Here is an 18,923-nt window from a genome sequence, read left to right as displayed (position 1 = left end):
GAACATCTTGGTTGGGTCCCTTTAAGCAGTCCAGCAGCTATGCGATAGCTAACTGATTCTCTCTAACCCACTCATCCCAAAACCGGGACGGCGTCAACCCATCCAAAGACCCATGGGGACGCTCATGATTGTAAATGTCTTTCCATTCATCAGCCAAATACTTCGCTTCCACCATAGTGTCCATAATTTCCCCGGAAAGCTGTTCACGCCGGAACTGCGCATTGAACGACTCGATAAAACCGTTCTGCCAAGGTGAGCCCGGATCGATAAACGCAGTGGACACCCCCACAGTGTTGCACCAATCCACCAGCGCGTCAGCAGTGAACTCAGGCCCGTTATCACACCGCACAAACGTTGGCTGGATCCCAGTTTCAGCAATGATGTCCTCCAAAACAGCCACCACATCAGCAGCTTTAAAAGACCTGCGGGGAATGATCGCCAAAGCGGTCCGCGTGTACTCATCAATGACATTGAAGAACCGGATATGACGGCCACAAGAAGTGACATCCGACTGGAAATCAAAGCTCAGTACATGCATCGGGTACTCGGCGGTCAACCGCTTCTGTTCCCCAGCGTCTGGGCCGGTGCGCCGCTTCTTTCGACGCTTGGGCTTACAGACCAAGCCTTCTTCTCGCCATAATCGTCGGATGCGCTTGCTGTTCAAGACAGTGTCATTCCATCGTTCGGTGGCCAGCAAGTGCCAGCGGGCTTTGCGCCACCCCCACGTTGGATGCTTAGACGCGACAGCCCTCAAGTCGGCTCGTAGCTGCGCTTCGTCAAAGCTCATCGGTGTTTTTTTCTTACGTAGTGCCGAGCGGTTCTGGCCCAGAACGTGGCAAGCGAAGCGTTCGGACGCCCCGAATTTTTCCATCGCCATCCGTACAGCACGGCGGCGTGGTTCGGGGCTTAGAATTTTCCCTTGGCAACCTCAGTAAGGATGTCGTTGGCGAGCATCTGATCAGCGAGCAGCTTCTTGAGGCGCGCGTTTTCCTTCTCTAGCTCCTTGGTACGTTTGCTGGCTTCAGCGTTTTTCTCGGACCCGTACTGGTTGATCCAGCGGTACCAAGTAGCTTCGGTGATCTGAAGTTCCTTGATGACCTCGATCATCGGGTGTCCGTCGTTGAGCATCTTTTGTCCTTGACGGACTTTAGCGATGACCTGGTCTGGTGTGTGTCTGCGTGCCATTGTTTCTGTGATTCCTCCTGTGTCCATTGTCGGACACGAGTACTCGCATAGTCACTGGACTACTTTCCGGGGACCCAACCAATCGGAGCCGTGGCCTTACTCCTCGTCTATGTGTCGGTGATGGACAGTCTCGGCTACATCACATCCACCGTGTTGTTCCTGGCACTGGCCCTCCTACTCATGGGTATCCGAAAAATCCCACTACTCGTGGTCATACCCGTGGGATTCAGCACGGTGCTGTTCCTGATGTTCTACAACGTTTTCGGAGTATCTCTCCCCCGTGGATTCCTGGAAAGGCTGATCTCATGAACGATCTGCTGATTGGACTCGAAGCAGTCCTATCATGGCAGCCCTTGCTGTTCATGCTCGTAGGGGTGGTCGGCGGCATTGCGGTAGGAGCCATCCCTGGTCTCACGGCAACGATGACCATCGCAGTCCTCCTGCCTTTCACCTTTGCGCTGGATCCGCTTCCCGGGGTGTGCTTCCTCTTGGGGATCTACTCAGGTGCTGTGTATGCCGGCTCCATTCCGGCGATTCTGCTGCGTATCCCCGGTACACCATCCTCAGCAGCGACCCTGCTGGACGGCTACCCAATGGCGCTTAAGGGAAAAGCCGGTCAAGCCTTGACGATATCCCTGCTGGCCTCCGGATTCGGCGGCCTCATCGGCGGAGTCCTGCTGCTGGCACTCGCCCCGGTGTTGGCAGGATTTGCTCTCAGCTTCGGGCCAGCCGAGGTTCTGCAAACGCACTCGCCTGTGAACATGCGCGTGCGCGCGGTTTCAGTCTACTCCCATCTGTGGACGGTGACCTTGCCGACTGTGCGGCCGTTCTCGACCAACTCGTGCGCCTCGCGGAGTGTGGTCGGTGAGATCGGCGCGAGTGTCGTTGTGGCCGTGGTGCGGATGCGGCCCTGATCTACAAGGTCAGCGACAGTGTTCAGGAGCTGGTGCTGTTCAATCATGTCCGGGGTCTGCCTGAGCGGGCGGGTGAACATCAGTTCCCAGTGCCAAGCGATGCTCTTGCCCTTGAGCGGGAACACGTCGCGCGGACCGTCGTCAATGGCGACAATATGCCCGAACGCTCGAACGATCCGCGCATAGGTTTCGATCTGCCCCGCGGAATGCGCGGTGAACAGCCAGTCCACGCCATCCTGCGCGACGGCGAGCACCTGCTCAGCCAGGTCGTCGCGGTGGTTCACCACATGCTCCGCGCCCAGGTTGCGCACCCAGGCGGAGCGTTCATCGTCGGAGGCGGTGGCGATCACGGTGACGTTCGGCAGGAGCGCGTCGGCCAGTGCCAGCATGATCGATCCGACTCCGCCGGTCGCGCCGATCACCAGCAGGGTGCCGGTCGAGTCCTCGGTAAGGGCGAGCCGCTCGAACAGGGTCTCCCAGGCGGTGATCGCCGTCAGCGGCAGCGCAGCAGCGTCGGCAAACGACAGCACCTGCGGCTTGCGCCCCGTAATCCGCTCATCCACAACATGCAGGCGCTGGTTCGTACCTGGCCGGTCGATGCTGCCCGCGTAGTACACCTCGTCACCCGGAGCGAACAGCGTCACCGCTGAGCCGACCTCGCGCACCGTACCGGCGGCGTCGAAGCCGAGCACCTTGAACCCGTTCGCAGGAGCGCCTTCCCGCAGTTTCACATCGACCGGGTTCACCGAGACCGCCTCGACCTCGACCAACAAGTCATGCGGTCCAAGTTCGGGCACCTCGACCTCGCGGGCGGTCAGCGCCTCGGGGTCGGTGGCGGGGAGGTTCTTCTCGTATCCGATCGCAGTCGTAGCCGTCATGCCAATTATGGTTCCCCAGACCTACTGGTTACCGTCAAGGCAACCTAGTACCCATCGGATACCATGAACGTATGAGTCAGACCGTGGATGAGTGCGACCGGAACGACGTGTACGCGGCCATGTGTCCGTGCCGCGACATGCTCGACCTGCTCGCCAACAAGTGGAGCGCCCTGGCCATCGGTGCGCTCGAAGACGGGCCGCAACGCAACGGGCAACTCAAACGACGCTTGGAAGGCGTCAGCCCCAAGGTGCTGTCCCAGACCCTCAAGCGTCTCGAAGACCACGGCCTGCTCACTCGCACCGTCTACCCCGAGGTTCCCGCTCGCGTGGAGTACGAACTTACTGACCTCGGACACAGCGCAGCCGCCCCGTTGAAGCATCTGCGCGACTGGGTTGAACACAACGTCGGAACCGACCAGTAGCGACCCCCTCGGCGCTACATCGAGCCAGGAGTCCCGGCCTCCGCGTAATACCGCGTCAACACAGACGAGGCGTCGCGGTCGCCGTCACCGGACACGACAGAGTTCAGCAGGTACCGGTACCCGTCACCGGTCGTCATCACCCTAATTGATAACGTCACACCTAGAAGGTGCGAAGTAACCGACGCGCGAGCACAGGAGCGCTTCTGTCATTTCGAAGGCGAGACTTCGCGCGATTGGGATTCGCCGGGCCATCCTTCTTCTCTTTCGTCGAACGTCACCGCAACACCGTGTCGCTGGGGTTCGTGAAATCTTCTTCCGGAAGCGAAACCCAGGTACTGCGCCATGAGGAACTCGCCGCAGCGATGCACAGGCGTTCGACAGTTCGGTCGCACGAACCGATCGTTTGTTAACGGACGGCACTGTACGTCGATCGAAAGTCGCGCCGACACCCCCTGCGAATTCGCGTCGCGGGATAGTTTGCCAGGATCCGGCGATCAGCGTGGTGCGCATCAAGGAGGTGCGCAGCGGCCTCAGCACGAGGAGCCTGCCCGCGAGGCCGACCACCCCGCCCCTAGGAACGGTAGGAGTGCGACGTCGGGGCGAGCTGGGGGCCACCCCCCGAGACCGAAAGTAGCACCGCAGCGACGATAAGCGCCACGCCAACCAGGGTGGTCGTCAGCTCCCCGACCAACGAACCGATCCATCCGCGTTCCTGGAGGTCTCGGAACATCCTTATGCTCAGCCCGAACGTTCCGTTCGAGCTGCGAACCGATCGTCTCGATGCGTCGTGGCAGACGCCTCAGCTGTCCACCGATGACCTGGAGTTGCACGCGGCCGTCGGCGAACATCTCCCTTGAGTCCATCGCCAGACGTATGAAATGAGGAGTTCGAGCAAGGGCCCGATCGACCAAGTCGTAGTCGGCAACGAGCTGGCACAGCGTTCCCTCGAGTGACACGAAGGAAACGACTGGCGTTCTCCTCCGCTGTTGGGGACGTCGGGTCGGCTGAAATAATGGCCGGGACGATACGGTGGCGAGTCAGAGCGCCGTGATCCACCGCGCGATCTCGTCAGCGATCTCGTCGCTATTGTCTTCGACCATCAGCGTGTGGCCGTTCCCAGCGAGAAGAGGCAGTTCGGACGACCAGAAGGTGACGGCGGCGCCCTGATCGGTGAGCCAGGCCACGATGTCCTGATCCAGCTGCGAGGGGTGGTCGGTATCGGCTCCACCCGTGAAGACGAGAATCGGCTTGTTCGTGAACGCGTCGGTCGGCCCGATCCTCATTTGGCTCCCACCGATGTTCTGACGCTGATAAAGCATCCGGGCCGGGATCGGCCGAAGGGTGCGGCGGAACACCTCGATGCACTCGCGGGGGAACCGCCGGCTGGGTCCGATGGCCTTGTCGTTCACGAAGGCGCTTGTGGGTTCCCAGAAACCCATCTTCGGGATGGTCCAGTCGATGGCCGCTCCACGGATGGAGACCTCCTGGTCGGACTCCCTCACGATCTCGGGCACCGCCTGTATATTTCCAGGCGGGCCCGGAGCGACGGCTACGAGCCCGTCGATGAGATCGCCATGCGTCTCTAGGAGGCGGAAGCCAATCGGACCTGCCATCGAGTGCACGACCAGCACGACGTTCCGGCCGAGACCAGAGAGGAACACGCCCATCCCTCGGCACACGCTCTCATAGTCCAGCCGCGCAGACGCCGCACGATCATCGACGTGTTGGGCCGCCTCATAGGACAACCCCAGCCAGTCCACCACCAGCACACCGTAGCCAAGCGATACGAATCGTGCCGCCCAGCCCTGTCGGCCGTCGGGCGTCTCGAGATAGTACTCGTTCGAGGCACCACCCCCGTGCACGAGGACGATCCACCGAGCAGGCGCACCCGACGGCGCCAGTTCGGTGTACGAGATCGGCGCGACGTCGTCTGGGCGTGAAATCGAATCCATAGCTTCCCCAGGCCTGTTAGGCAATGACGCCGTCCCACGCCCAGCCGCCTACCCATCCGCCGTGCACCAGTACGATCTCCATTGATCATCCTCTTCGCATATTTATCTGCTGAGCAGAACTTGTTCCTAACTAGAAGACACAATAGCATGCGCGGCGCCAACAGTCCAGCATGGCTCGAGCTCTCTTCAGAACGCGCCGAACGACCCCTGCACCAGGTCGCAGGGGAAAGAGACGACGAGCCTTCAGGAGGTCAGGTCGGCCAGACGTACGGCTGCCTCATCGAGGAGTGCGACGAGGGTCTTCACCTTGCGGGGAGGCAAGCGGAACACCGGGGCAGATGCGTTGATCGCCAACCGCAGCCCGCTCGCCGAGGGAACGGCCACGGCCACCGAGGCCACGCCCTCCTCGCTCTCCTCCCGGTTCGTTGCATAGCCCTGCTTCGCGACAAGATCCAGTTGTGCGAGGAGCTCGGTCTTGGTACGGATCGACTGCGGAGTCACCTGTGAGAGTTGCTCGTCGGGGTAGAGACGGTCCAATTGTTCTCGCGGGAGCTGCGCCAGGAGAACCTTTCCCGTGGAGGTGCAATGGGCCGGCATCTCCTTGCCCAACCGTGAAGCGACTCGCACCGCCGTCGTCGGTTCCGAGACTGCGAGAAAGCGAGTGGAGTTGCCGTCGAGCGTGCCGAGGTGAACCGTCTCGCCGGCTTGGTGGCTGAGTTCCTCGAGGATCGGTTGCACGATCTGCGGGATGTCCATCTTTCTCAGCACCGAGAAGGCGATCGTGGTCAACGACGGCCCTGGCCCGTATGTCTTCGTTCGCGGGTCTTGCCGCACGAATCCTCGCCATTGAAGCATCGCGAGGATGCGATGCGCCGTTGAGGTCGCGACACCCAGGTGCTTGCTGGCGTCCGTCAGTCGAAGTTCGTTCTTCTCACCGAGCAGGAGCAGGAGTTTCAGGGCATTGTCGACCGACTCGATCGGGTATTGCGGAGCCGCATCGACTCCGTCGGCTGCTCTATTTCTCTGCACAACAGAAACTGTATCATTCCTGCCGGCCCTCAGGGCCGCCATCAAGGGCAAGGCGATCCCGTCCAGGTCTATCCGGACGCCGATTCGAGCAGCCGGCCCAGTCGTACACGAACGTCGGAAAGCGACGATCCCGCTGCGATGGACCGGCGGACTTCGACGAGAGCGCGGGGCCAATTCAGTACCACTGCCCCGTCGAATGACAGACCATTCTGAGAGTACAGAGACGCGATCCGGTCGGGTGTTCGAGGGTCCGTCACCATCTCGGGGTTGACTGCCGTCGTGCGACCGACGATGTGCAGCTTCCAGTTGAACTGGTCACTCCAGACATACTCGACAGGCAGATATGAGCGTCGGTCGTCGGGATGAGCGATGTTGTGCGCGACACAGCGCGCCTGGTCGACCGCATTCGTCCAGTGCTCAAGACGGGTGAGATCGCCGCGAACCGGATGCCGCCACCGCGCAACATCGCCGATCGCATGGATTTCCGGGGCGCCGAGTGCCGTGAGGAATTCGTCGCAGACGAGACCGTCGTCGATCTCGAGCCCTGAGTCCTCGAGCCATTCGACGTTCGGCACTGCCCCGATGCCGATGACGACGACATCACCGTGGAGCTCGGAACCGTCATCCAGGAGCACGCGGAAGTCTCCCTTCGCACCGTCGATCTGCGCGACCGTCCGTCCGAGAACCGCATGTACGCCATGCCGGGAGTGCTTCTGCGAGAAGAGGGCGCCAATCTCGTCACCGAGCCGGCGTGACATCAGGTCGCGTGTCGCCGAGACCAGGGTGACATCGACTCCGAGCCCAAGAGCGGTCGCGGCGACCTCGGCGCCGATGAAGCCCGCTCCGATGACGATGATCCTGCGATCGGGAACTAGCTCGGCGCGCAGCCGGTCTGCGTCGTCGAGTGTCCGCAGCACATGGATTCCCTCGCCTTCACCCCACGGCGACGGCCGCGCGCGGACGCCGGTCGCCACCACGAGGTCATCGAAGCCGACCCGCCGTCCATTCGCCAGCCGGAGCTCCGACAACGCACGGTCCAGACCTACCGCCGGCACACCGAGACGAAGGTCGATGTTAAGCTCGAGCGCCTCCGCCGCCGTGAGGAGCGTGACCTCGGCTGCACCTGCACCGACGAGGTATCCCTTCGACAGCGGCGGCTTGTCGTAGGGCAGCACGGGCTCGGAGCCGATGAGCACAACGTCTCCGCGATACCCCTCTGCCCGAAGCGCCTGCGCGGCCCGTACCCCCGCGATCGACGCACCGACAATCGCTGTCGTCATTCGTCTTCCACCCGGAGCGCGGAAACCGGGCAGCTGTTCGCCGCCTCGGTGACCCGTTTCCGGTCGGCCTCGTCGACCTCTGTTCTGAGCAGGATCACGACGCCGTCGTCATCGAGATCGAAATAGTCTCCCGCGGCCATGATGCAGTTGGCGTAGCCCTGACAGAGCCCGAGATCCGCTTTCACGACAGGCATGTGTCACTCCTCTCCTGCTTCTTCAGGCGTTATCTCAGGGAACATCGGTGCGAACGGTTGGGCGATCATGGCGGAGAACGTCGCCGTAGTCTGCCAGGTCAGCGCCTCGAGCTCGAGCGGATCGAGAGCGACCCACTGCCCGGATCGCGGCGACTCGATCAGGAGCCGGGAGCCGTTGCGTGTCTCCACGCGAGATACCCGGATCTCCGAGAACTCATTGGCGATCGAGATCGGAGCCCCTACCCGCTGGTCTTCGAGCCGCTGACGTTCGTCTGCTGCTGCGATGGCCGCGATGCGGTCGTCCTCTTCGCCTTCCCATTCGAGTTTCATAGGAAGATCGCCAGATTCTGTGTGCGCAAGACCGACTCGTCGACCGTGATGGTTCGGCGTGCGAGCTGCAACCCGCCGCCGACACGTCGCAGAACGTCTTCGCGGCCGGCCGAGATCACCGCGGGCTCGTGCACGTCGCCGCGACTGCGGAAAAGAAGCACCGCAGAATCGACGACGACCTCGCCCGGGACGTCGCTCTCGAAGGTGCGCACGTTCGTGACGAAGTGACGGAGCCGGGAGGGCGGATCCTCTGTCCAGGCGTGTTCCGTGAGGAAGCGGGCGACCCGCCGGCTCAGGGAGTACTTGTTCTCGTCCCAATGCGCCATGCCCGGAGACGTCGAGTACCCGGCGCCGAGCGCGGTAGTGACCTGCACGGGCATGATATCGAGCCTGGTTGATGCCATGGTAACTGTGGGAGCGGGCGTTCTGGGCTACTTCATGATCAAGGGCGGCTTCCCTCAAGCCCCGCTGGTCATCGGCCTGATCGTCGGCCCGCTTGCTGAGACCGGATTCCGACGCGCGACGATCATCAACGGAGGAAATTACGACTGGGTCCTCCACCCAGTGCCGATGATATTGCTGATCATGAGCCTGCTCACCTTGGGCGTTCCGCTGCTACGGTCCTGGAAGGGCAGGAAGGGTAAGTCCCCGGCGGACCACTCGATCAATGACGGCGGAACTGGCAGCAGCCTCAGCGGCGCCGATGATCCGAAAGGCACCGACAATATGACTGACACCGGTGATGGCGCCATGACCGATTCCAACAAATTTTCGAAGGACGATGGCAGGGACGGTGGGACAGAGAACGCCCAGAAAAGCCGAGTCGAACGAGCCACGGAGAGGTGAGGAAGTAATGTCTAAAAACGTCGAGGTTCTTCCCTCCGTTGGCGTCATCGGTTTAGGAAATCTGGGTTTGCCGGTCGCCCGCCGACTGCAGACCTGTGGATTCCGGGTGGTCGGGTACGACGCCCGGTCGAGTGTCCGCGGCTCTGCCTTGGATCTTGACGTCGTGGAGTCGGTCCAGGAGGTGGTGGAGTCGTCGGACGCGGTCCTGATTCTGGTAGGGAGCGCGGGGCAGTGTGCCGACGTCATAGCCCACATTGTCGCCACCCCACCTAGTGGCAGTAGCCCAAAGGCTGGTGTCGCCCGTCTCCGGACAGTCGTGCTGATGTCGACAGTCGGCCCCGACGCGGTAGCCCGATTGGCTGATCCGCTCCTGAATCGCGGTATCGAGATGCTGGACGTTCCGGTGAGCGGGGGTGCCGACGCCGCCCGGGAGGGTCAACTGGCCCTCATGGCCGGAGGGCCGACAGCATCCATGGAACGTGTCCTGCCCTGGCTGGCACTCCTGGGAACAGTCACTCCGGTCGGGCCGCTGGGCGCAGGACAACTCGTGAAACTCGCCAACCAGATCGTCTTCTTCGGCACCCAGGCAGTGCTCCAGGAGGCACTGGACCTGGCCAGTACGGCAAGTATCGAGCGTGAGGCATTAATGGAGGTCCTCTCAGGCGGCACCGCAGACTGCTGGTCTGTCCGGAATCCCGATTTCCTACTCGAGACGGCCCGCGCTTACGAGAAGGCCGATGTGGCGCCCCAGCTACGGCCTTGGCACAAGGACTTGGCGCAAGCCCGTCAGGTAGCCCAGGATCGGTCCGTGGACGTCCCCGTGGTGCAAGCCGTCACCGAAGTATTCGGAGACCGTTTGGATGCACGAGCTCGAGCCTAGCTGCCGGCAGTGCCGCGTGGATGCTCAAGAACTTCAATCTCCCACGACGAGGCTGGTCAGGTCGGGGCGGTGGTCGAAGCGTGGACTGCCTTTGATCATCTCGCCTTTCGACTCCGGTGGCATACAGGTGGCTCTGAAAGGCAATAACGTGTGGCTCTCAGGACCTCAAATACTCAACTGCCCGAGGCCACCGCGGTGATGGATCCGTTCCAGGTAGTCCGCCTCGCCGGAGACGCCTTCGAGCGTTGCCGAGACCAGAAGGACGCCCCTCAACAAGGCGAGAAGGAGTCTGCTGACCGGGGCTGACCTGCTCACCAATCGGGAGCACTCTCTCATCCAGGACGTCTTTAACGGGAGTGAACATGTGGAGGTCGAGGCTACCTGGGCGTTCTCTCAGCCCCATGGTCGCCTCCTACCGGAAACCGAACTCGCCGCCCTGGGCCGGACGCTGAAGAAGCGGGCAGCGGATATCTTGGCCTACTTTCGACCGCCCCGGCAGTTCCAACGGCCCCACCGAAGCCATCAACGGCCGGCTCGAGCACCTGGGCGGCTCCGCCCTGGGCTTCCGAAACCTGACCAACTACATCGCCCGGTACCTACTGGAATCCGGTGGATTCAACCCCTCCTACACCCCGGATTATGAAGAGCCAGTTTTCGTACTTGGTTTGAGTCACCGCTTGCGGAACAGAGCATGATCTCAAAACCTGTCAGGTCACAAACGGTCGTTTACGGGCAGTGTCACTTCGGGTAGCTCGGGCCGTCTACGACCAGCCCGAACGGACCGCGACGTGTGCCCCACGGCAGCGGCTTACCCTCGTCCATATCAGCGCACAGCCCGCACCTCGACGTAGGCGGCGAGGGCTTCGCGCACCACGTCAGATTCCTTGCGGTGCTCGCGCTCGGCAATTGCGGTCACGCGATCCTTGAGCGCCTGCGGCACGCGGGCACGCACCACGGGCGATGCTCCGGCCTTCGCGCCGACGCTCGGCCGCCCGAGCACAATGCGGGTCAGCTCGTCCACACTCGTCGCGCCCGTGGCCTCAATGAGACTACGCTGCGCCTCGGCGGTCGCCTCCGATCCTCGGCGCACGGTGCCAGGCTTTACCTTGAAGTCGCCGCGCTCGGCGCGCGCCGCCAGCTTTTCGTAGTTGGTGCTCATGGTGCTACTTCCCTTCGTTGAGTAGGTGTCGGAACAGATCACTCAGTGGCATCGCATGAAAGATCACAATGGTTCGCGGTGGACGGTGCGCGGCGATAACTTCGATGTAGCGATCAGTCTGACCGTGCGGGTGCCCGACATAGACCATCGTGACTTCGCCCGGCTCCCCATCAACTTCGGCCGATACCTCCGCGTGCATGATCGCGTAGAGCGAATCTTCGCGCGGAATGCCGTGCTTGTCGGCGCTACTCGTGAACTGAACTCCCATAACTAAAGGGTAGCACAAAATGCGGCTACATAACAGTAGCCCCATTTACCGTTGGCTGCCGCTAGCCGCGCATAAAGCTGCCCGGGTGTATCAGCGGCATTAAACAGATGAGGGGGCAAGAACCATGTGAAGGATTCCTGCCCCCTGGTGAGGCGCCACTCCGAGATCAGCGACGAGTACAGGCCATGTCGGCGCAGGTATCCCGCGCCCTCACCCGTCTCGCACGCGACCTCGTACTCGGACAGGTACTGCAACTTCTGGCCCGGCGAGAACGAACGCCGACGCGTCGGCCCGTCCGGGATCGAGGGTGCGCTCACGACTCCATCATCGGCCGCGACGACCGCGACCGGGGAACTCAAACTCATCAGATTGGTGATCCTTCAACTCGCCCCACGAGGCGGACTTGCTATAAACCGGTGGACTCACTCAACCCTGACACGTAGGGGGGGATTAGTCCTCAGAGTGATACACCGAATATCCAGTCGGCATCTTCGCCTGTGCCCCGGTTAGGCTGCCAGGTCTAACCTTCCCTGTAGTACGCGAGTGTCGCGCCATTGCAGATCTGCACTGACCCGGCCCCATGGCTCGAGCTCGCGCCCACAACTGGCCGGTTACAAACAGCACTTAAGCCCTGTCCGTGGTGGATACGAGTGCGCCCGTCGCACGATTCCCCCCAACGGCATATCTAGCAACTCATGCGTCCTGCTCCATCTTGTCTCCTGAGCCCGGACACCAGTGTCGACGATGCGTTATGGCACACCGAAGGACTCACGGTTTGAGCGCAGTCGACCGATCTCCTGGTTTCGGGTCTCGACCAATAGCTGAGTTATGCTATCCTTGATTCGGCATCATGGACTCAAAAACTCTTCCCGTACTCGTCATCATCTCTCGACGCGCCTCTCCCGGCCGCGAATCAGAACTTCGTGACTGGGCTGACGAGCTCTGTCGACGGGCCGCGCGATTTCCCGGCTACATCACATCGAGTGTGCGCGACACTCAACAGAAGTCCGTAACGACGGTAATCGTTGAATTGGGTTTCAGCTCGGCCTATCAGCTCATCGCTTGGGAGGAGAGTGAAGAACGTCTCGGACATCTCGACACGGCAGACGAACTCACCCAGGGAAACCCCATACCGCTGACGATAGAAGGACTCGAAGGTTTCGCCGACACGATGCGTGCCGGCGAAAGAAAAGCTCCCCGATGGCATACGGCTCTTGCGGTCTGGATCGCCCTCTATCCACCCGCCGTTCTCTCGGCATACCTTTTGAGTCCGAAACTCCACGCCCTGGCGATACCGGTGCAACTCCTCATCACCACACCGCTCACAGTGGCGACCGTTATCTGGGTGACGCTACCACTCGTGGACCGGCTTCGCGTGGCAATAAGGAGGCGTCGGCCCTGACCTGGATCGAGCGATCTGATATCAGCGGATCAAACGATTGTCATGTTCAAGAGCGGCAAGGTGAAACCGCCATACGTTGTCGTCATTGAAGGCCGATCCTAGGTCAGGAAGATCACGCAAGTCGTCTTCGTCAATATCCGGAGCGGCCGCCCCGGCGGCCATCACCCGCAACTGAATCTGGGCAAGAGAATCTATATTGATGGCCCGGATGACCGCTTCAGGAACGGTGCGGCCAACGGCCGCTCCCCCGAGCATCAACGGTTTCTCAGCTCGGGCCAGCGGGCCTTCGGTGATCTGCTTACGGCGGATCAGCCATGATGCAACGAACATGGCGATGCCTACGACGATCCCGACATAGTAGATGATCTGTAGCGCGCTCATCAGTTCTCCTGCGGCTCCTGATACCAACGCACGACGCCGTTATGGCCGTGTGCCCGATGAACGTGACTCGATGCCAGTCTGAGCATGTTTGCTGCGGTGGTCATCTCGTCAGCGGCCGCACGGGCGCTGCCGGTGCCGTCGCCGTCTTCGCCGTCGTAGTGTGTGCCGTCCTCGGTGCGGCTGTGCCACTTGCCGAGCTGGTCGATCACCTGCGCCAGGTGGTCGATAGTCGCGCCCAGCTCACCGAGCAGCCGGTATGAGTCGCGCGGGTGCGGTACGTCACGGGTTGAGTGCGCGAGCGCACGCGCCAGCTCTTCGACCTCGGCGGCGATTTCGAGCTGCCGCTGTTCCTCGTTGATTGCCATTGTGGTTACTCCCCTACTCCATCGGGCGGCCGGGTGACAGGCTGTGCGCGGGTGCGCCCTCGAACGGTCGGCCGCCGTTCAGCTCGGCTTCGAGCTGAACTACCTTGTCGAGAATTGCCTCAAGCTGGAAGTCAGAGAGTGACCGATACGGCCGCCCTGCGTTCCTCGCTGCAATGAACGCTGCCCGGATGCGTTCGCTATCCTCCGGGGCCGCGTAATAGCCCATCTTCGTGCGGGTGCCAGGCTTCGAGCTGGCGGCCGTCACGGTGCGCTCTGGCGCAGCGGGCGCGGCCGCTGCGGGTGCTGTTCTCTCAGGGGCCGGCTGTGCCGTCTCAACGCGGCCGCTCATCGGCGCTACGGGCGACAGGCCGCCGAGTTGTGAGCGTCGGCGTTCGGGTTTCTTAGACATGAGCAGTTCCCTTCATGAGCTGGTCGATGTGTGCGGCGTAGATCACGGCGAGGTCGCGCGACTGCGCGTCGCCTTCGTCCAAGCCGCGGGCCGTCTCGGTGGCATCTGCGATTGCCTGCCGCTTCGGCACGGGTGGGGTAAGAATCGGGAGCTGTGCGGCCTCGGCGGCCGCCGTCAGCTCGTCGGCCCAGTAGCCACCTGCGAGTGTGTGCGCCTCGTGGGCGTTGAGCACCAGACCGGCGACCGTGAGCTGCGGGTTATAGTGCTCGCGCACCTGGCCCACGGTGGTCATGAGCTTCGCGAGGCCGTTGACGCTCCACAGCTTCGACTGTGAGACGATCACGACTGCCTCGGCGGCCGTGAGTGCGCTGATCGTCAGCGGGTCGATAGCGGGGCCACAGTCGATGAGCACCAGGTCATATTCGGCCTGGATCGCGGCGAGCTGCGCGCGCAGCCGCGATTCGCGGCCCGGCTCCGATGAGATAACGAGTTCGTTTCGCACGTCGGCCAGGTTGTCGCCCACGGTCGGCGCGACTGTAAGGCCTTCCCAGATACCGGGCACGAGCACGTCGGCCAGCGTGTCTTCGCTGCGGCTACTGAGCGCGTCTGCCACTCCGACGTCGCCCTCTTGCATGTCTTCGGTGAGAACGCTGGTGATGTTCCCCTGCGGGTCGGCGTCGATCACCAGCACGCTCTGTCCTGCGAGGATCGCGGCGCGGGCGTGGTGGTAGACGGTGGTGGACTTCCCCACTCCGCCCTTCTGGTTGCAATACGCAAGAATCATGGTGCCCTTCTTTCAGGTCTAATGGTACTAATACCCCTATTGGGGGCAGATAGTGGGCTGCACCTTGGCAGCCCACTATCTCGGCGGTCTAGTTCCGGCGCTCGACGGTGACGGTCTGGCCGCGAAGGCTCACGGTCACTTCCGCATCGAGCACCTTGCGAACGGTGCGGGTGTTGCCCTCGTCGTTCGTGTAGGTGTCCAGCAGCTCTTCGCCCGCGACGTTCACGCGCACGTTCCCGCAACGCTCAGCGAGGTCGCACAGCGCTTCGGCGTCGGCTCCCCAGACTGCAACGTCGTAGCCCTCGGTGCCGCCGTCCTCGAACTCACCGCCCTTGTTCACGCGATCCGTGCGGATGACGCGAGCGAAGGTGTAGGGGCGGCCGTTCTTGTCGGTGCGCAGCTCGGGTGCCTTTGCCAGGTTCCCGGTGAAGCTGATGAAGGTGGTCATGATCTTTCCTCTCGGTTCGGTTTCGGGGTTATGGGGTTTATAGGTCTATTGTACCTAATAGGTCTAGTCGTGTCTATGGTTTCGCAGATTATCCGGTGCAGCTCCCCCACATTCCCAGCGCGTCGGCCTGCGCTGCGCGCTCTGCGTCGCGGTGCTCGGCCTGGCCGACGTAGGGCGCATCGTAGGTGTACTCGTGCGCGGCTCCTGCTTCGAGCAGCACGACGGCTGCGCTCTGCCCGTCGATGTAGACGTGGCGCAGCAGTCGCCCGTAGCGGTCGGTGTCATCCTGAGTAGGATCGGCGCGCAGCTCGACCGCCTGCCCGTAGACCATTGTGTTCAGCTCGTCGCGCGCCTCTTGCGCGTAGCAGTCATCCTGCCCGCCGTCACGGTTGATTTCGGGTGTATCGAGGCCGATGAGGCGCACGCGCGCCTCTCCCCCGGCCGTCTGCACGTCGATGGTGTCGCCGTCCACTACGGCGATCACTTGTGCGCTCTCAGCGGGCAGCAGCTCGGCGTCGGCTGCGCTCGTCTCGGTGCAGCTCTGTAGGCCGGTGGCGCTTCCGATTGCGAGCACGCCTGCAAGGATCGTGCGCAGCGCGCCTGCAAGGATCGTGCGCAGCGCGCCCGCCCTCACTTGCTCTTCCCTTCGAGCCGGTCGATAGAGCGGATCATGCGGTCTTCCCACATATCTTTCTCACTCGATCCCATTTCATCCCAGCCCAGCGGGTACTTGATCCCGGCTGCACGGATGCGGTCTTTGATCTTCTGGTGCTCGGCCTCGCGCTTCGCGATCCACGCGGCGCGCTCTTCTTTGGTCAGCATGATATTTCCCCCTTATGGGTCTTATGGGTCTATTCCGCGGTGTCAGTGAGTCGCTGCGAGAGCGCTTCGATCTTGTCGGGTCGAAAGCCTGACCAGTGCTCGTCATCGGTGACGACGACGGGTGCCTGCATGTAGCCCAGCCCCTTGACGTACTCGGCGGCCGCATCGTCGGCGGTCACGTCGATCACCTGGTAGTTGATGCCCTTGTTATCGAGCGCCCGATAGGTCGCGTTGCACTGCACGCAGCTCGGCTTGCTGTAGACGGTGACTGTAAAGCTCATGATCGGTTCCTTTCCTGCCCAGTGCCTCGGTTCCCTCTGACACTCCCCCCACGTTTTTTGCCGTGAAGGCACCATGTGCCTTCGTAGCGAGCGCAGCCGGAGGGCAAGTGATCGTGGAATACCGGAGCGGCCGAGCGCCAGCGAGAGACGCGAGGATATGCCGCGAAAGCACTTGCGTGTAGGTGGAGCGAACGTAGAATGCCGCAGGCTTCACGGCAAAATACGATTTGAAAGATGGGCGGCCGCGCAGCGGCCGACGCATGGCCGCCCTCTGTCGGCGGCCCCGGTCGCGGATGCGGCCGGTGCAGCGCCCCGGCGCTGCCGCCTGGTGCCCGCGGCCGCATGGCCGCGGGCGGCGGGCACTCATTCGCTGTACTCCTGCGCTGCCCTGTTGAGCGCATCGAACGCAGCGGTGATTTCGATGCTCTGCTTTGCGGCGCTGAGCTGCTGCCACTCTTCGCCGTGCTCGGCCTCGGCCCACTTGTGCGCCAGCTCGACGGGGGTTCGGCCGGTCAGCTCGCGGCCGTCTTCGAGAGTGATGGTCAGGTGCTCGGCGGTGATGGTCATGAGTGCAACCTCTCGGTTCGGTTTCGGGGTTATGGGGTTTATAGGTCTATTGTACCTAATAGGTCTAATGGTGTCTAGGCTTCGATCCACTCCATTTCGGACTGATCGAGCTCCCTTTCTGTCCAGCCCTCACCGATGCCGTTGAGTACCGACTTCTCGGCGCGGCCGTCCGGGTGCACGGTGATGCTCTCCACGGTCAGGTCGTCCTCGATGACGATGATTTCAATGCTGGCGAACGCCTGCCGCTGCACCGCTGGGCGCGGCTGCTCGTGCAGGCATAGGTCGCGGATCGTCGCCCATTGGGCGACTGTGAGCTGCGAGCGGAACTTGAACATGGTGCTACCTCCTGTAGGTCTTATCGGTCTATTTAGTTGTGCTCGGGGTCGCGGGTGAGCGTGTCCACGAACGTGACGAACTCCGGGCCGGTGATCGCCACGGTGCTTGCGAGCCGGTAGCCGCTGCGGGCGTAGCTCATCAGGTCTTCGTCGCGCTCTGCGAGCTTGCGAAGCTGTCGCGGAATCTCGGTGTCGTCCACGATGGGAACGATGGTGGTGATGGTGGTGATGCTCTGCATGGTGTCTCCCTCTCTCGTTTTTTGCCGTGAAGGCGTTTACGCCTTCGTAATGAGCGATGCCGGAGTGCAAGTGACCGTGGAATACCGGAGCGAGCGCAGCGAGCGAGGATATGCCGCGAAAGCACTTGCGCGCAGGTGGAGCGAATGTAGTGTGCCGCCAGGCTTCACGGCAAGAAACGCGAAGCGTTCAAGTTCTGCGGCCGCTTGCGGCCGTCGATCTGGTGGGGGAGCGCGAGGGGGCATCCCCTCGCCCGCCGCCTGGCTGGCGGCGGGCTGCTCGGGCATCCCTTATAGGTCTTATAGGCCTATTTAGGCGGCCTGGGCTTCCTGCTCTTCGTCGGCCTCAGTGATCGCGTCTGCGATGGTGTGCGCGGCGCGCAGCACGTTCGCGGCGGTCTGCTTGATGGTGTCGGTGTCGTCTCCGATCCATCCTGCGACGTAGCCGACACTGTAGGCGCTCGTGTCTAGGCCGATGATCCCGGCGACGATGTAGGCGACGCTCTCGGCCTCGCACTCTTTCAAGCCTCGGTGCGCGACGTACTCGGCGTGATCCTCCGAGCTGTGCAGGATGACGTGCGCGGCCTCGTGCAGGATCGTCTTAGCGGCCTGGGCATCGCTGAGCGCTGCGTCTACGACAACGCGCTTGGTGCCGTCTGTCGTGGTGTATCCGTTGGTTTCGCCTGGGATCGTCTCGCGGGTGACTGTCCAGCCCTGGGCGGTGAGGTAGTCGGCGGTGGCGGCATAGATTCCGGCCTCGTCGTTTCCGTCGAGCCGCTGCGCGGGGTTCGGGTCGATCCATTCCTCGGTCGGGTCGGTCTGGCTCATGTCGAACACACTGAGCATCGGGAAGTAGCGCACGACGCGCTCGCCTGTGTCGAGCTGGTCGAGCGTGCCGTCTTCGTTCTCTTCGTCGGCCTTGGCCTTACGCTCGCGGAACCCGAAGATTTTCAGGCTGCGCTCGCCCTTGCGCACCTGGCGGCCGAGCTGCTGCCACTTGCGGAACCCGGCAACGCGGGTCGCGGTCGGCATCTGCGAGAGGATCAACAGCACATTGTTCAGGCTGTACGAGTGAAACGCTCGGGCGAAGTCGAGGAATCGCTGCCAGGCGTCGGAGTCGCGCAGCTGCTCCACCTGCTGAGCGATGGACTCGTGCAGGGCGTCGGCCTCGGCGCGGCGCTGCTCTGCGGTCTTCTGGGTCTTGATCGTGCGTGCCATGATGAACCTCCTGGTGTCTCGGACTACCAACTACCCCTCACGTTTTTTTGCCGTGAAGGCACGAATGTGCCGCGCAGAGAGCGCAGCCGGAGTGCAAGTGACCGTGGAATACCGGAGCGAGCGCAGCGAGCGAGGATATGCCGCGAAAGCACTTGCGCGGAGGTGGAGCGAACGTATGCTGCCGAAGGCTTCACGGCAAGAAAATGCGATAGCTGGAATGAGGGCGGCCGCGCAGCGGCCGACGTATTGGCCGCCCTCTGTCGGCGGCCCCGGTCGCGGATGCGACCGGCTGGGGGAGCGCGAGGGGGTGACCCCTTCGCCCGCCGCCTGGGTGGCGG

At 62.5% G+C, this 18,923-nt stretch carries 27 protein-coding genes and 3 pseudogenes; 7 read left to right on the top strand and 23 right to left on the bottom strand.

Features of this window, described 5'->3' with window-relative positions; translation table 11 throughout:
- Positions 1-37 precede the first annotated feature (37 nt).
- Positions 38-1,185 (bottom strand): IS3-like element ISAar3 family transposase gene (locus tag ACR9WD_RS16895; RefSeq protein WP_149597804.1). Its coding sequence is split into 2 segments (ribosomal slippage): positions 38-912 and positions 912-1,185, totalling 1,149 coding nucleotides; the frame shifts between segments, so codons are not numbered across the junction.
- 90 nt (positions 1,186-1,275) lie between these two features.
- Here ACR9WD_RS16895 and ACR9WD_RS16890 point away from each other — a divergent pair.
- Together ACR9WD_RS16890 and ACR9WD_RS16885 are read left to right on the top strand one after the other, a co-directional pair.
- Positions 1,276-1,494, top strand: coding sequence for a tripartite tricarboxylate transporter TctB family protein (locus ACR9WD_RS16890; protein ID WP_149597805.1), 219 nt, complete (start codon positions 1,276-1,278; stop codon positions 1,492-1,494).
- Positions 1,491-1,913, top strand: a pseudogene (locus tag ACR9WD_RS16885) (tripartite tricarboxylate transporter permease); the annotation flags it as partial. The gene ACR9WD_RS16890 and the pseudogene ACR9WD_RS16885, both read left to right, overlap by 4 nt.
- Positions 1,914-1,969: 56 nt before the next feature.
- Here the strand turns inward: ACR9WD_RS16885 and ACR9WD_RS16880 are convergent.
- A complete protein-coding gene (locus ACR9WD_RS16880) occupies positions 1,970-2,977 on the bottom strand; it encodes a zinc-binding alcohol dehydrogenase family protein (protein WP_024476678.1) in 1,008 nt (335 codons plus the stop codon).
- A 71-nt stretch (positions 2,978-3,048) separates the two neighbouring features.
- Here ACR9WD_RS16880 and ACR9WD_RS16875 point away from each other — a divergent pair, with 71 nt between their 5' ends.
- On the top strand, positions 3,049-3,399 hold the full coding sequence (locus ACR9WD_RS16875; protein WP_024476679.1) for a winged helix-turn-helix transcriptional regulator: 351 nt from the start codon (positions 3,049-3,051) through the stop codon (positions 3,397-3,399).
- 1,037 nt (positions 3,400-4,436) lie between these two features.
- On the opposite strand, the gene ACR9WD_RS16870 is transcribed toward ACR9WD_RS16875, so the two are convergent.
- The 6 genes and pseudogenes from ACR9WD_RS16870 to ACR9WD_RS16845 all read right to left on the bottom strand — a co-directional run.
- The gene (locus ACR9WD_RS16870; protein WP_434923272.1) at positions 4,437-5,351 is read right to left on the bottom strand and encodes an alpha/beta fold hydrolase; all 915 of its coding nucleotides are present in this window, start codon (positions 5,349-5,351) and stop codon (positions 4,437-4,439) included.
- Positions 5,352-5,594: 243 nt separating this feature from the next.
- Positions 5,595-6,422: an IclR family transcriptional regulator gene (locus ACR9WD_RS16865; protein WP_060958823.1), complete on the bottom strand. Its 828-nt coding sequence runs from the start codon at positions 6,420-6,422 to the stop codon at positions 5,595-5,597.
- Between the two features lie 26 nt (positions 6,423-6,448).
- Positions 6,449-7,660, bottom strand: a complete 1,212-nt coding sequence (locus tag ACR9WD_RS16860) for an NAD(P)/FAD-dependent oxidoreductase (protein ID WP_005054949.1) — start codon at positions 7,658-7,660, stop codon at positions 6,449-6,451.
- On the bottom strand, positions 7,657-7,854 hold the full coding sequence (locus ACR9WD_RS16855) for a ferredoxin (RefSeq protein WP_005054951.1): 198 nt from the start codon (positions 7,852-7,854) through the stop codon (positions 7,657-7,659). The genes ACR9WD_RS16860 and ACR9WD_RS16855 overlap by 4 nt, the downstream gene beginning before the upstream one ends.
- A gap of 3 nt (positions 7,855-7,857) precedes the next feature.
- On the bottom strand, positions 7,858-8,184 hold the full coding sequence (locus ACR9WD_RS16850; protein WP_005054953.1) for a hypothetical protein: 327 nt from the start codon (positions 8,182-8,184) through the stop codon (positions 7,858-7,860).
- A pseudogene (locus ACR9WD_RS16845) lies at positions 8,181-8,567 on the bottom strand (3-phenylpropionate/cinnamic acid dioxygenase subunit beta); the annotation flags it as partial. The pseudogene ACR9WD_RS16845 and the gene ACR9WD_RS16850, both read right to left, overlap by 4 nt.
- A 19-nt stretch (positions 8,568-8,586) precedes the next feature.
- Here ACR9WD_RS16845 and ACR9WD_RS16840 point away from each other — a divergent pair.
- The 3 genes and pseudogenes from ACR9WD_RS16840 to ACR9WD_RS16830 all read left to right on the top strand — a co-directional run.
- Positions 8,587-9,030 carry a hypothetical protein gene (locus tag ACR9WD_RS16840; RefSeq protein ID WP_434923274.1) on the top strand — a complete coding sequence of 148 codons (444 nt, stop codon included), beginning with the start codon at positions 8,587-8,589 and terminating at the stop codon, positions 9,028-9,030.
- A complete protein-coding gene (locus ACR9WD_RS16835) occupies positions 8,966-9,910 on the top strand; it encodes an NAD(P)-dependent oxidoreductase (protein ID WP_149597810.1) in 945 nt (314 codons plus the stop codon). The genes ACR9WD_RS16840 and ACR9WD_RS16835 overlap by 65 nt, the downstream gene beginning before the upstream one ends.
- 174 nt (positions 9,911-10,084) lie before the next feature.
- A pseudogene (locus ACR9WD_RS16830) lies at positions 10,085-10,605 on the top strand (transposase); the annotation flags it as partial.
- Positions 10,606-10,733: 128 nt separating this feature from the next.
- On the opposite strand, the gene ACR9WD_RS16825 reads toward ACR9WD_RS16830, so the two are convergent.
- From ACR9WD_RS16825 to ACR9WD_RS16815, 3 genes are read right to left on the bottom strand one after another with little or no spacing between them, the layout of a single operon-like run.
- Complete coding sequence (locus tag ACR9WD_RS16825) at positions 10,734-11,069, bottom strand: hypothetical protein (RefSeq protein ID WP_047523845.1); 336 nt, start codon at positions 11,067-11,069, stop codon at positions 10,734-10,736.
- 4 nt (positions 11,070-11,073) lie between these two features.
- Positions 11,074-11,337, bottom strand: coding sequence for a hypothetical protein (locus ACR9WD_RS16820; protein WP_047523849.1), 264 nt, complete (start codon positions 11,335-11,337; stop codon positions 11,074-11,076).
- A gap of 2 nt (positions 11,338-11,339) precedes the next feature.
- The gene (locus tag ACR9WD_RS16815) at positions 11,340-11,702 is read right to left on the bottom strand and encodes a hypothetical protein (RefSeq protein ID WP_190265274.1); all 363 of its coding nucleotides are present in this window, start codon (positions 11,700-11,702) and stop codon (positions 11,340-11,342) included.
- A gap of 485 nt (positions 11,703-12,187) precedes the next feature.
- Between ACR9WD_RS16815 and ACR9WD_RS16810 the strand changes: the two genes are divergently transcribed.
- Positions 12,188-12,739 carry a hypothetical protein gene (locus tag ACR9WD_RS16810; RefSeq protein WP_190265273.1) on the top strand — a complete coding sequence of 184 codons (552 nt, stop codon included), beginning with the start codon at positions 12,188-12,190 and terminating at the stop codon, positions 12,737-12,739.
- 21 nt (positions 12,740-12,760) lie between these two features.
- On the opposite strand, the gene ACR9WD_RS16805 is transcribed toward ACR9WD_RS16810, so the two are convergent.
- The 12 genes from ACR9WD_RS16805 to ACR9WD_RS16750 form a co-directional block, all read right to left on the bottom strand.
- Positions 12,761-13,120: a hypothetical protein gene (locus ACR9WD_RS16805; RefSeq protein ID WP_190265272.1), complete on the bottom strand. Its 360-nt coding sequence runs from the start codon at positions 13,118-13,120 to the stop codon at positions 12,761-12,763.
- Positions 13,120-13,485: a hypothetical protein gene (locus ACR9WD_RS16800; protein WP_190265271.1), complete on the bottom strand. Its 366-nt coding sequence runs from the start codon at positions 13,483-13,485 to the stop codon at positions 13,120-13,122. The genes ACR9WD_RS16805 and ACR9WD_RS16800 overlap by 1 nt, the downstream gene beginning before the upstream one ends.
- A 13-nt stretch (positions 13,486-13,498) precedes the next feature.
- Entirely contained in the window at positions 13,499-13,894 is a 396-nt protein-coding gene (locus ACR9WD_RS16795; protein ID WP_190265270.1) for a hypothetical protein, read from the bottom strand.
- Positions 13,887-14,678, bottom strand: a complete 792-nt coding sequence (locus ACR9WD_RS16790) for a ParA family protein (protein ID WP_190265269.1) — start codon at positions 14,676-14,678, stop codon at positions 13,887-13,889. The genes ACR9WD_RS16795 and ACR9WD_RS16790 overlap by 8 nt, the downstream gene beginning before the upstream one ends.
- An 88-nt stretch (positions 14,679-14,766) precedes the next feature.
- Positions 14,767-15,126, bottom strand: coding sequence for a single-stranded DNA-binding protein (locus ACR9WD_RS16785; RefSeq protein ID WP_086991045.1), 360 nt, complete (start codon positions 15,124-15,126; stop codon positions 14,767-14,769).
- Between the two features lie 88 nt (positions 15,127-15,214).
- Complete coding sequence (locus ACR9WD_RS16780; protein WP_190265268.1) at positions 15,215-15,760, bottom strand: thermonuclease family protein; 546 nt, start codon at positions 15,758-15,760, stop codon at positions 15,215-15,217.
- Entirely contained in the window at positions 15,757-15,948 is a 192-nt protein-coding gene (locus tag ACR9WD_RS16775; RefSeq protein ID WP_047523862.1) for a hypothetical protein, read from the bottom strand. The genes ACR9WD_RS16780 and ACR9WD_RS16775 overlap by 4 nt, the downstream gene beginning before the upstream one ends.
- 29 nt (positions 15,949-15,977) lie before the next feature.
- Entirely contained in the window at positions 15,978-16,229 is a 252-nt protein-coding gene (nrdH, locus tag ACR9WD_RS16770) for a glutaredoxin-like protein NrdH (RefSeq protein WP_047523863.1), read from the bottom strand.
- A 363-nt stretch (positions 16,230-16,592) separates the two neighbouring features.
- Positions 16,593-16,796, bottom strand: a complete 204-nt coding sequence (locus tag ACR9WD_RS16765; RefSeq protein WP_190265267.1) for a hypothetical protein — start codon at positions 16,794-16,796, stop codon at positions 16,593-16,595.
- Positions 16,797-16,870: 74 nt separating this feature from the next.
- Positions 16,871-17,131: a hypothetical protein gene (locus tag ACR9WD_RS16760; protein WP_190265266.1), complete on the bottom strand. Its 261-nt coding sequence runs from the start codon at positions 17,129-17,131 to the stop codon at positions 16,871-16,873.
- Between the two features lie 32 nt (positions 17,132-17,163).
- Positions 17,164-17,370: a hypothetical protein gene (locus ACR9WD_RS16755; RefSeq protein ID WP_190265265.1), complete on the bottom strand. Its 207-nt coding sequence runs from the start codon at positions 17,368-17,370 to the stop codon at positions 17,164-17,166.
- Positions 17,371-17,679: 309 nt separating this feature from the next.
- Complete coding sequence (locus ACR9WD_RS16750; RefSeq protein WP_190265291.1) at positions 17,680-18,585, bottom strand: ArdC-like ssDNA-binding domain-containing protein; 906 nt, start codon at positions 18,583-18,585, stop codon at positions 17,680-17,682.
- Between the last annotated feature and the right edge of the window lie 338 nt (positions 18,586-18,923).

Source organism: Glutamicibacter sp. PAEs-4 (genome assembly GCF_051161755.1).
GTDB lineage: Bacteria > Actinomycetota > Actinomycetes > Actinomycetales > Micrococcaceae > Glutamicibacter > Glutamicibacter nicotianae.
This window is presented reverse-complemented; position numbering and strand designations above follow the sequence as displayed.

Bases quoted from the DNA above. Each gene is read 5' to 3' on its own strand.
- ACR9WD_RS16880 (WP_024476678.1), bottom strand. From the start codon at position 2,977: ATGACGGCTACGACTGCGATCGGATACGAGAAGAACCTCCCCGCCACC.
- ACR9WD_RS16875 (WP_024476679.1), top strand. From the start codon at position 3,049: ATGAGTCAGACCGTGGATGAGTGCGACCGGAACGACGTGTACGCGGCC.
- ACR9WD_RS16870 (WP_434923272.1), bottom strand. From the start codon at position 5,351: ATGGATTCGATTTCACGCCCAGACGACGTCGCGCCGATCTCGTACACC.
- ACR9WD_RS16865 (WP_060958823.1), bottom strand. From the start codon at position 6,422: ATGGCGGCCCTGAGGGCCGGCAGGAATGATACAGTTTCTGTTGTGCAG.
- ACR9WD_RS16860 (WP_005054949.1), bottom strand. From the start codon at position 7,660: ATGACGACAGCGATTGTCGGTGCGTCGATCGCGGGGGTACGGGCCGCG.
- ACR9WD_RS16855 (WP_005054951.1), bottom strand. From the start codon at position 7,854: ATGCCTGTCGTGAAAGCGGATCTCGGGCTCTGTCAGGGCTACGCCAAC.
- ACR9WD_RS16850 (WP_005054953.1), bottom strand. From the start codon at position 8,184: ATGAAACTCGAATGGGAAGGCGAAGAGGACGACCGCATCGCGGCCATC.
- ACR9WD_RS16840 (WP_434923274.1), top strand. From the start codon at position 8,587: ATGGTAACTGTGGGAGCGGGCGTTCTGGGCTACTTCATGATCAAGGGC.
- ACR9WD_RS16835 (WP_149597810.1), top strand. From the start codon at position 8,966: ATGGCAGGGACGGTGGGACAGAGAACGCCCAGAAAAGCCGAGTCGAAC.
- ACR9WD_RS16825 (WP_047523845.1), bottom strand. From the start codon at position 11,069: ATGAGCACCAACTACGAAAAGCTGGCGGCGCGCGCCGAGCGCGGCGAC.
- ACR9WD_RS16820 (WP_047523849.1), bottom strand. From the start codon at position 11,337: ATGGGAGTTCAGTTCACGAGTAGCGCCGACAAGCACGGCATTCCGCGC.
- ACR9WD_RS16815 (WP_190265274.1), bottom strand. From the start codon at position 11,702: ATGAGTTTGAGTTCCCCGGTCGCGGTCGTCGCGGCCGATGATGGAGTC.
- ACR9WD_RS16810 (WP_190265273.1), top strand. From the start codon at position 12,188: ATGGACTCAAAAACTCTTCCCGTACTCGTCATCATCTCTCGACGCGCC.
- ACR9WD_RS16805 (WP_190265272.1), bottom strand. From the start codon at position 13,120: ATGAGCGCGCTACAGATCATCTACTATGTCGGGATCGTCGTAGGCATC.
- ACR9WD_RS16800 (WP_190265271.1), bottom strand. From the start codon at position 13,485: ATGGCAATCAACGAGGAACAGCGGCAGCTCGAAATCGCCGCCGAGGTC.
- ACR9WD_RS16795 (WP_190265270.1), bottom strand. From the start codon at position 13,894: ATGTCTAAGAAACCCGAACGCCGACGCTCACAACTCGGCGGCCTGTCG.
- ACR9WD_RS16790 (WP_190265269.1), bottom strand. From the start codon at position 14,678: ATGATTCTTGCGTATTGCAACCAGAAGGGCGGAGTGGGGAAGTCCACC.
- ACR9WD_RS16785 (WP_086991045.1), bottom strand. From the start codon at position 15,126: ATGACCACCTTCATCAGCTTCACCGGGAACCTGGCAAAGGCACCCGAG.
- ACR9WD_RS16775 (WP_047523862.1), bottom strand. From the start codon at position 15,948: ATGCTGACCAAAGAAGAGCGCGCCGCGTGGATCGCGAAGCGCGAGGCC.
- nrdH (WP_047523863.1), bottom strand. From the start codon at position 16,229: ATGAGCTTTACAGTCACCGTCTACAGCAAGCCGAGCTGCGTGCAGTGC.
- ACR9WD_RS16765 (WP_190265267.1), bottom strand. From the start codon at position 16,796: ATGACCATCACCGCCGAGCACCTGACCATCACTCTCGAAGACGGCCGC.
- ACR9WD_RS16760 (WP_190265266.1), bottom strand. From the start codon at position 17,131: ATGTTCAAGTTCCGCTCGCAGCTCACAGTCGCCCAATGGGCGACGATC.
- ACR9WD_RS16755 (WP_190265265.1), bottom strand. From the start codon at position 17,370: ATGCAGAGCATCACCACCATCACCACCATCGTTCCCATCGTGGACGAC.
- ACR9WD_RS16750 (WP_190265291.1), bottom strand. From the start codon at position 18,585: ATGGCACGCACGATCAAGACCCAGAAGACCGCAGAGCAGCGCCGCGCC.